Source organism: Streptomyces sp. NPDC059861 (assembly GCF_042731435.1).
Lineage (GTDB): Bacteria > Actinomycetota > Actinomycetes > Streptomycetales > Streptomycetaceae > Streptomyces.
On sequence record NZ_JBHWJQ010000076.1, the window covers coordinates 1 to 8,942 of the forward strand.

General features: G+C 71.6%; 6 protein-coding genes. 3 read left to right on the forward strand and 3 right to left on the reverse strand.

Annotated elements, in window-relative coordinates:
• Positions 1-63 precede the first annotated feature (63 nt).
• Together ACFV6X_RS35175 and ACFV6X_RS35180 are read right to left on the reverse strand one after the other, a co-directional pair.
• On the reverse strand, positions 64-2,643 hold the full coding sequence (locus tag ACFV6X_RS35175; RefSeq protein WP_385390474.1) for an ABC transporter permease: 2,580 nt from the start codon (positions 2,641-2,643) through the stop codon (positions 64-66).
• Complete coding sequence (locus ACFV6X_RS35180; protein ID WP_385390476.1) at positions 2,640-3,428, reverse strand: ABC transporter ATP-binding protein; 789 nt, start codon at positions 3,426-3,428, stop codon at positions 2,640-2,642. Before ACFV6X_RS35180 ends, ACFV6X_RS35175 begins: the two co-directional genes overlap by 4 nt.
• A 451-nt stretch (positions 3,429-3,879) precedes the next feature.
• On the opposite strand from ACFV6X_RS35180, the gene ACFV6X_RS35185 reads away from it, so the two are divergent.
• The 3 genes from ACFV6X_RS35185 (at position 3,880) to ACFV6X_RS35195 (ending at position 7,765) form a co-directional block, all read left to right on the forward strand.
• Positions 3,880-5,373 carry an MFS transporter gene (locus ACFV6X_RS35185; RefSeq protein WP_385390478.1) on the forward strand — a complete coding sequence of 498 codons (1,494 nt, stop codon included), beginning with the start codon at positions 3,880-3,882 and terminating at the stop codon, positions 5,371-5,373.
• Positions 5,374-5,651: 278 nt separating this feature from the next.
• Positions 5,652-6,158, forward strand: coding sequence for a DUF485 domain-containing protein (locus tag ACFV6X_RS35190; protein WP_385390480.1), 507 nt, complete (start codon positions 5,652-5,654; stop codon positions 6,156-6,158).
• On the forward strand, positions 6,155-7,765 hold the full coding sequence (locus ACFV6X_RS35195; RefSeq protein ID WP_385390482.1) for a cation acetate symporter: 1,611 nt from the start codon (positions 6,155-6,157) through the stop codon (positions 7,763-7,765). The genes ACFV6X_RS35190 and ACFV6X_RS35195 overlap by 4 nt, the downstream gene beginning before the upstream one ends.
• 141 nt (positions 7,766-7,906) lie before the next feature.
• Here the strand turns inward: ACFV6X_RS35195 and ACFV6X_RS35200 are convergent, their stop codons facing one another.
• Entirely contained in the window at positions 7,907-8,797 is an 891-nt protein-coding gene (locus tag ACFV6X_RS35200) for a cellulose-binding protein (protein WP_385390484.1), read from the reverse strand.
• Positions 8,798-8,942 lie beyond the last annotated feature (145 nt).

Here is an 8,942-nt window from a genome sequence, read left to right on the forward strand (position 1 = left end):
GCGGGGTGCCCCCCTGCACCCCGGGCGCCGGGCCCGTCCCCCCGCAACCCCCGTATGCGGTGGCTACTCGGTGGCGATGGCGTTGAGGACGTTCATGCGGCCCGCCCGGAACGCCGGAATCAGGGCGGCGAACAGACCCACGAAGGCCGAGCCGATGAACACCGCGCCGATGGTCGGCCACGGGATCTCCAGCACGTCCAGCCCCTCCAGGGCCAGCAGCTGCTGCGCCGTGGCGCCCCAGCCCATGCCCAGACCCAGGCCCAGCAGGGCGCCGAAGAGGGCGATCACGACCGACTCCAGGCGGATCATCCGGCGCAGCTGCCGGCGCGAGAGACCGATCGCCCGCATCAGGCCGATCTCCCGGGTCCGCTCGACCACCGACAGGGCCAGCGTGTTCACGACACCCAGGATCGCGACGATGATCGCGAGGGCCAGCAGGCCGTAGATCATGTTCAGCAGCTGCCCGATCTGGTCCTTCAGGGCTTCCTTGTAGTCGGTCTGGTCCCGGACGCTGTACTGCGGGTAGTCGTCCAGTCCCGCCTTCAGCGCGGTGTACGCGGCCGCCTGCCGGCCCTCCTCGGCGGAGGCGAACAACAGCATGTCGAGCGGCATCTTCCCGGCCGGCACGTACTTGGCGAGGGTGTCGATCGACGTGTACATCGCGCCCTGGTCGATCACCGCTTCGCTGCTGGTGATCGCCCGGACCGTCAGCCGGGCCTCGGAGCCGTCCTTGAAGGCGACGGCGATCTCGGAGCCGAGCGTGATGCCGTGGTCCTTGGCGTACTCCTCGTGGACGGACATCGAGTCGGGGCGGTAGGCGTCGGCGAGGTTGCCCGCGACGGTCTCGACCCGCAGGTCCTGCGCGTAGGTCGGGTCGGCGGCCGTGATGGCGGTGTCCTTGGACGTCTTGCCGTCGGGGGTCCTGAAGTCGGCCTGCGTCCACTTGTACTCGGTGACGCGTGCCACGCCGTCGGCGTCCTTCACGGCCTGGACCGCCTGCGGGGTGATCAGCTGCCCGGTGTCGGACTGCACGATGAAGTCCGTACCCACGCTCTTGTCGAGTTCCTCCGTCGCCGAGGCGACCATCGAGGAGCCGACCACCGACAGGCAGGCCACCAGCGCCAGCCCGATCATCAGCGCGGCGCCCGTGGCACCGGTGCGGCGCGGGTTGCGCAGCGCGTTGCGCTCGGCCATCCGGCCGACGGGGCCGAACATCCGCAGCACGACCGCGCCGAGCACCCGGACAACGCCGCCCGCCAGCAGCGGGCCGATGACGACGAAGCCGATCAGTGACAGCACCACACCGGCGCCCAGCCACAGCGCGCCGTCACCGGCGGTGGTCGCCGCCGCGGCGAGGTACAGCGCGAATCCGCCCCCACCCGTCAGCAGCGCGCCGATCACGGCCCGGACGACGCCCGCCCTGGCGTCGGCCGGTGCGCCCACGTCGCGCAGCGCGGCCATCGGCGAGACCTTGCCGGCACGGCGGGCCGGGAGGTAGGCGGCCAGGACGGTGACCACGACGCCCAGGACGAGGCCGACCACCGGGGTGGTCCACACGACCGTCAGGTCGTCCGTCGAGAGGTTCATGCCCATGGCGCCCATGAGCTTCATCAGCCCCACCGCGAGCCCCACGCCCGCGCCGACACCCAGCACGGAGCCGACGACGCCGAGCAGCAGCGCCTCGACCAGCACCGACCGGTTGACCTGCTTGCGGCTCGATCCGATGGCACGCATCAGGCCGATCTCGCGGGTGCGCTGGGCGACCAGCATCGAGAACGTGTTGATGATCAGGAAGACGCCGACGAGGAAAGCGATCCCGGCGAAACCGAGCATCGCGTACTTGATGACGCCCATGAACTCCTGGACGTCCGCGGCGTTGGCGTCGGCGACCTCCTTGGCCGTCTGCACCTTGTAGCCGCCGTCGAGGGCGGTGGAGACGTTCTTCTTCAGCTGGGCGTCGCTGACGCCGGGCGCTGCGGTGACGTTGACGTTGGTGTACACCCCGGTCTCACCGACCAGGGCCTGCTGGGCGGTCTTCGTGTCGAGGTAGAAGATCGCGGCGCCGGGATTGGTGACGGTGAAGTCGGCGATGCCGGTCACCTTCGCCCGGTGGGTGCCGACGGCGGTGATGATGCCGATCCCGTCGCCCAGCTTCAGGCCGTGCTTGTCGGCGGTGTCCGCGTCGACCATCACCTGGTCGGCGCCCTGGGGCGCGGAACCGGAGGCGATCTTCATGGTGCGGGCTTCGTTGGCGTTCCAGTTGCCGACGATGGTCGGCCCGCCGCTGGTCGGGGAGAGGCTGTCCTTGTCGGCGTCGACGACGGTCACCGAGGTCGACAAGACCGTCCCCTGCGCCGACTTCACGCCGTCCGCCTTGCCGACCTCGTCGACGACGGAGGCCGGCATGACCGGCGGCTTGCCGTTGTCCGCGGTGGTCTCGCCGGTGTCCGAGGATCCCTTGGCGCTGACGGTGACGTCGGAGGCGGTGGCCGCGAACAGCTTGTCGAAGGTGGTGTTCATCGTGTCGGTGAACACGAGAGTGCCGCACACGAAGGCGACCGACAGCAGCACGGCGACGGCCGACAGGGCCATGCGTCCCTTGTGCGCGAAGAAGTTGCGCATCGAGGTCTTCAGCACGGTCATGACGTGCGCCCCCGGGCGTCGAAGTCCTTCATGCGGTCCAGGACGGCCTCGGCCGTCGGGCGGTACATCTCGTCGACGATCCGGCCGTCGGCGAGATACAGCACCCGGTCGGCGTACGAGGCGGCCACCGGGTCGTGCGTGACCATCACGATGGTCTGCCCCAGCTCGTCCACGGACCGGCGCAGGAAGCCCAGCACCTCGGCGCCCGCGCGCGAGTCGAGGTTTCCGGTCGGCTCGTCACCGAAGATGATCTCCGGCCGGGCGGCGAGGGCCCGGGCCACGGCGACGCGCTGCTGCTGGCCGCCGGAGAGCTGCGTCGGCCGGTGCTTGAGCCGCTCGGCGAGCCCGACGGTCTCCACCACCCGGTCCAGCCACGCCTTGTCGGGCTTGCGGCCGGCGATGTCCATGGGCAGCGTGATGTTCTCCATCGCGTTCAGCGTCGGCAGCAGGTTGAAGGCCTGGAAGATGAAGCCGATCCGGTCCCGGCGCAGTCGGGTCAGCTTCTTGTCCTTCAGACCGGTGATCTCGGTCTCGTCCAGGTAGATCTGCCCGCTGGTCACGGTGTCGAGCCCGGCCAGGCAGTGCATCAGTGTGGACTTGCCGGAGCCCGACGGACCCATGATCGCGGTGAACTGGCCGCGGGCGATGTCCACGTCGACATGGTCGAGGGCTACGACGCGGGTCTCCCCCGCCCCGTACGCCTTGACGACCTGCCGCGCTCGCGCGGCTACGGCCGTACGCTCTCCAGTGCCCCCGTGCCTGGGAATGGTTACAGCCGATGTCACCGTATGTCTCCTATGTCGGTCAGCAGTTGACGCGGAAGTACGCCCACCGGCTCGTGCCGGCCCGTACCGGGTCGTGCGAAGTGCGAAGTGCTACGCCGATGAGTCTCGCGGCAGGAGGGGGCGCCGCTCGATGGTGCACGGCCCCCTCTTTCACTGAGGAAAACCCCACCCCCGAAGGTGCGGTGCACCGCCCCCGGCCGCCCTCCCCGGCGGCGCCCTCAACGGCGTAAAGCCAGGTTAAGGACGCCGTGGGCGCCCCTCGTCCTCCGCCGGGACGAACCCTCCCCGAGCCGTAGTACGGAGAACCCCCTAGGGGCCGTCACCCGCGAGGCGGAGTCCGTCTCAGGGTCGGGTCCCCCCTCCGGCCCACTCAGGCTGCACCCTCCCGTCGCGTGAGGGTCAAGTGGGAAGCTGTCGGGGCAGCAGATAGGTGCAAGGGGAAGGAATCCGCGTGGGCACCACCGGACCCGTCGTGCGCGGCACCGCAGGGCGCGCCGCGACCGGCAAGCGGGGAGCGGTCGTTGCGGCGCTCATGCTCTCCATGGCGCTGGCGGCGCTCGACTCCACCGTCGTCTCCACGGCCGTACCTCAGATCGTCGGTGACCTGGGCGGCTTCTCGGTCTTCTCGTGGCTCTTCTCGGGCTATCTGCTCGCCGTCACCGTCACCCTGCCCGTCTACGGCAAACTCTCCGACACCTTCGGCCGCAAGCCGGTCCTCATCGCCGGTGCGTCCGTCTTCCTCCTCGGCTCCCTGCTGTGCGCGCTCGCCTGGAACATGTGGGCGCTGATCGTCTTCCGCATCGTCCAGGGCCTGGGCGGCGGCGCCCTGCAGGGCACGGTCCAGACGCTGGCCGCCGATCTGTACTCGCTGGCGGAGCGCCCGAAGATCCAGGCCAGGCTGTCCACGGTGTGGGCGGTGTCGGCCGTCGCCGGACCGGCGGTCGGCGGGGTCCTCGCCGCGTACGCCGACTGGCGCTGGATCTTCCTCGTCAATCTGCCGATCGGTGGCCTCGCGCTGTGGCTGATCGTGCGTCACCTGCACGAGCCGCGGCGGGAGCGGGCCGCACGCGCGCGTGTGGACTGGTCGGGCGCGCTGACCGTGTTCGCCTGCGGCGGGGTCCTGCTGACGGCGCTGGTGCAGGGCGGGGTGGCCTGGCCGTGGCTGTCGGCGCCGTCGATCGCCCTGTTCGGTACGGGACTCGCGCTGGTCGCGCTCCTCGTCGTGATCGAACGCCGGGCCGCCGAGCCCATCATCCCCGGCTGGGTGTGGCGCCGCCGGACGATCGCCGCGGTCAATCTCGCGCTGGGCGCGCTGGGGCTGCTCATGGTCGCCCCGGCCGTCTTCCTGCCGACGTACGCCCAGTCGGTCCTCGGCCTCGGACCGGTCGCCGCCGGATTCGTGCTCTCCGTGTGGACGTTGAGCTGGCCGGTGTCGGCGGCGTGCAGCCAGCACGTCTACCGCCGGATCGGCTTCCGCAACACGGCGATGCTGGGCATCGGCACGGCGACCCTGATACTGCTGGCGTTCCCCCTGCTGCCGTATCCGGGCCAGGCCTGGCAGCCGACGCTTGTGATGCTCCTCCTCGGCGCCGCGCTCGGCCTGTTCCAGCTCCCCCTCATCGTCGGCGTCCAGTCCACGGTGGGCTGGTCGGAACGGGGTACGGCCACGGCCTCGATCCTCTTCTGCCGCCAGACCGGCCAGACCCTCGGCGCGGCGGTCTTCGGCGCCGTCGCCAACGGCGTCCTGGCCGGCCGCATCGGCAGCACGGACCTCGACGCCGTCGCCCACGGCCTCGGCACGGGCGCGACGTCCGAGACCACCCGGCGGGCCGTCGCGGACGCGGTCCACGCGGTGTATCTGGGGGCGGCGTGCGCGGCCGCGCTCGCCTTCCTGGTGCTGCTGGTCATGGCTCCGCGCCGCTTCCCGGTCATCGACGAGCCCTGACACGCACCCGGCGAACCGTCCTGCAGGCCTCCGCCGGGCGCCGGGAACTCCCCCTCACTCGACGTCCGTCCACCTTCCGCGGCCCCTCGGGCGCCAAAAGTCGGAGTTAACGCGGGTAACACCGCAGGTCATCGACGGATAGCCGAAGTAAGCGCATACCGACCGCTCAGTTTGGTGAAAACGCCGCGCGCCCCGTGACTCACGAGTAGCGTGCGTGGCCCGCCCCCCACCTCCCTGCGGTCCGCCGCCACGGACCCGAGCCGCGCAAGGAGCACGGGATGTCCTACGACCCGTACGCGCCCGATCCCCGACGCCCGTCGTACCAGCCCCCGCACGACGACCCCTTCCCGCCCAGCTTCTCCGACCTCCCGCCCGCCGAGTCCGTCCCGCCCCTCGCCTCACGGACGTACCCCACCTACCCCTGGCAGCCGGACGCGCGGCCCGAACCCGACGAGCGGCGGGCGCCCGTGCACGCGCCGCTCGGGCACCACAGCGACCTGCGCATCCTGCGCGGCGCCTACCGCTGGCAGCGGCGGGTGGCGACGCTCACCGCGCTCGGGTACTTCACGCTGTTCCTGGTGCTGTCCGCGTCCGCGCCGGGGTTCATGACGGCCGAGGCCGCCGGGGGACTGCCGACCGGGCTGCTGCTGGCGCTGGCCCAACTGCCGGTCACCTGGCTGGCGATAGCCCTGTACGAGCACACCGCGCGCGTGCGGGTCGATCCGCTGGCCGACCGGATCCGCCGCCAGGCCGCGCTGGACGCCAAGCGGGGGGCCGGACGGTGACCGGATTCAGTGAGTCCGCGGAGACGATGACGCTGGTCGCGTTCACCGTCGTCGCCACGATCACGCTGCTGCTGTGCGTGATGACCGGCCCCGACCGCGACGACCTCGACGAGTTCTACACCGGCTACAGCTCCCTGTCCCCGATGCGCAACGGCCTGGCGATCGCCGGTGACTACATCTCCGCGGCGACCGTGCTGGGCACCGGCGGGGTGATCGCGCTGTACGGCCACGACGGGATCGTGCTCGCGCTCAGCACGACGCTGTCGCTGATGCTGCTCATGTTCCTGCTGGCGGAACCCCTGCGCAACGCGGGCCGTTTCACGATGGGAGACGCCTTCGCGCGCCGTATGCCGGGGCGGTGTGTGCGGGTGACCGCGTGTGGGGTGACGCTGGCCGCGCTGTTGCCGTTGATGCTCGTCCAGCTCGCCGGCACCGGTCAGTTGATGGCCTTTCTGCTGGGGTTGTCCGGCACGAAGGTGGAGACGGGCTGCATCGTCGGGCTGGGCGCCCTGATGATCAGCTACGCCGCGATCGGGGGGATGAAGGGGACCGCGCTCATCCAGATCCTGAAGATGGTGATGCTGCTCGGGTCGGGGGCGGTGGTCGCCGTCCTGATGCTGAGCAGGTTCGACTGGGACCCGGCCGCCCTGTTCGACACGGCGGCGGAGCGGAGCGGAGTGGGCGCCGCGTTCCTCAGCTCCGGGCTGCAGTTCGAGGGCGGCCCGTTCCCCCGGCTCGACATGATCACCGCCGAGCTGTGCGTGGTGCTGGGCGGCGCCTGCCTGCCGCACGTCACCATGCGCATGTACACCGCGTCCAGCGCCCGCCAGGTGCGCCGGTCGATGTCCTGGGCGGTGTCCGGCATGGCGGTCTTCGTGCTGATCATCACGGTCGTCGGCATCGGCGCGACCGCGCTGATCGGCCGCGAGGCCATCGCGGCCGAGGACCCGCAGGGCAACTCCGCCTATCTGCTGGGCTCCCAGGCGGCGTTCGGTCCGGAGGTGACGACCGGGGAGACGTTCCTGTTCACGGCGGTCACGACCGCCGTCTTCCTGACGGTGCTCGCCTCGGTCGCCGGGATGATCCTCGCCTGCGCCAACTCCCTCGCGCACGACGTCTTCGCCGGCCGCGTCCAGGAGCTGTCCGCCCGCCGCGAGATGACCCTGGCCCGCCTCTCCGCCGTCGCGATCGGCATCCCGACGATCCTGCTGGCCACGATGGTCCAGCACCGCAGCCTGCAACCCCTGGTGACGCTGTCGTTCTCCCTGGGCGCCTCCGCCCTCGCGCCCGCCCTGGTCTACGGCCTCTTCTGGCGCCGCTACACCCGCACCGGCCTGTTGAGCACCCTCATCGGCGGCTCCCTCGCCGTGCTGATCCTGATGCCGGGCACCAACCTGGTCTCCGGTTCACCCGTCTCCGCCTTCCCCGAGGCCGACTTCACGTACTTCCCCTTCACCACCACGGGCCTGGTCTCCGTCCCCCTCGGCTTCGCCTTCGGCTGGCTCGGCACGATGGCCTCCGGCCGGCGCAAGGCGGAGGAGCAACGGCGGCAGTACGAGGCCGTGGAGGCGTGGATCCTGGCGGGTGCGGTACGCCGGAAGGGGTGAGCGGCCGTCGGACGCCGGTCCGGGCCGGCGACCCACGCACCGACCTTCGGACGGGGTCCGGGCACTGCGCCGCCGGGGCGTCGGCGGGTGCGGGAGCCTCCCGCCGGCGCCGGCCGGCGACCGCGTCGTCGGTTCCGGGCCTCACTCCGCCGGCGCCCGACCTCCCGTCAGCGCCGCGAGGCTGTCGCGTACGCAGTCCATGTGCGCCTGCACGTCGTCCCAGCGCTCCCCGTGCTCCCGCAGCACCCGTTCCGTCTCGCGGGCGACACGGTCCGCCTGCTTGCGTGCCTCGGCGAGCACCTCGGCGGCCAGCGCCTGCGCCTTCTCCTGCTCGCGCCCGAGGGCCTGCTCGGCGTCGGCGAAGTCCCGCTCCGCCTCGGCCAGCGCGGCCTCCGCGCGCGCCGCCCGGTCGGCGTGCCGCGCGTCCACCGCGGCGTCGCCCTCCACGGCCTGGCTCTCCACCGCGGCCCAGCGCTCGGCGTGCTCCTTCTCCTGCTCGGCCAGCATCGCGGCGGTGCGGTGCCGGACCTCGCGCAACGCGGAGAGCGCCTCCGTGCGCCCCTCCTTCACCTCACGCCGGGCGTCGATACGGATCTCGTCCGCCTCCGCGCGCGCCGCGAGCAGCCGCTGCCGGGCCCGGTCCTCGACGTCCGCCACGAGCGCGTCGGCCTCGTCCTGTGCCGTGCGGCGCACTCCGGCGGCGTACGCCTCGGCCTCCGCGACCTGCTCGTGCGCCTCGCGCCGCGCGCGCTCCCGTACCGCCGTGGCCTCGTCCCGCGCCATCTGGAAGAGCCGGCGCGCGCCCTCCCCGAGCGACTCGTACGTCTGCGGAGGAAGCTCGGCCAGAGTCTCGCGCAGCTCCTCGGCCTCCTCCTCCATCTCCCGGGCCAGGACGGTGAGGCGGGCGGCCCGTTCCCAGGCGGCGTCACGATCCTCCGACAAGGCCTCGGCGTAGGCATCGACCTCTTCGGGGCGGTAACCGCGCCCCCGTACTGTCACGAAGCCATGCGACGACACGGATGCGCTGCTCATTCCGGAACCCCTCGAGCGATGTCGATTTAGCGCATATCTTGATCTATCGGACAGAAATGGTCATAATCCGACACTCCGCGCCGGGCGCTCCTGGTGCACGTTCCTGAAGAACAGAGGGGCCGGGGGGGGGGGGGGGGGCCGGGGC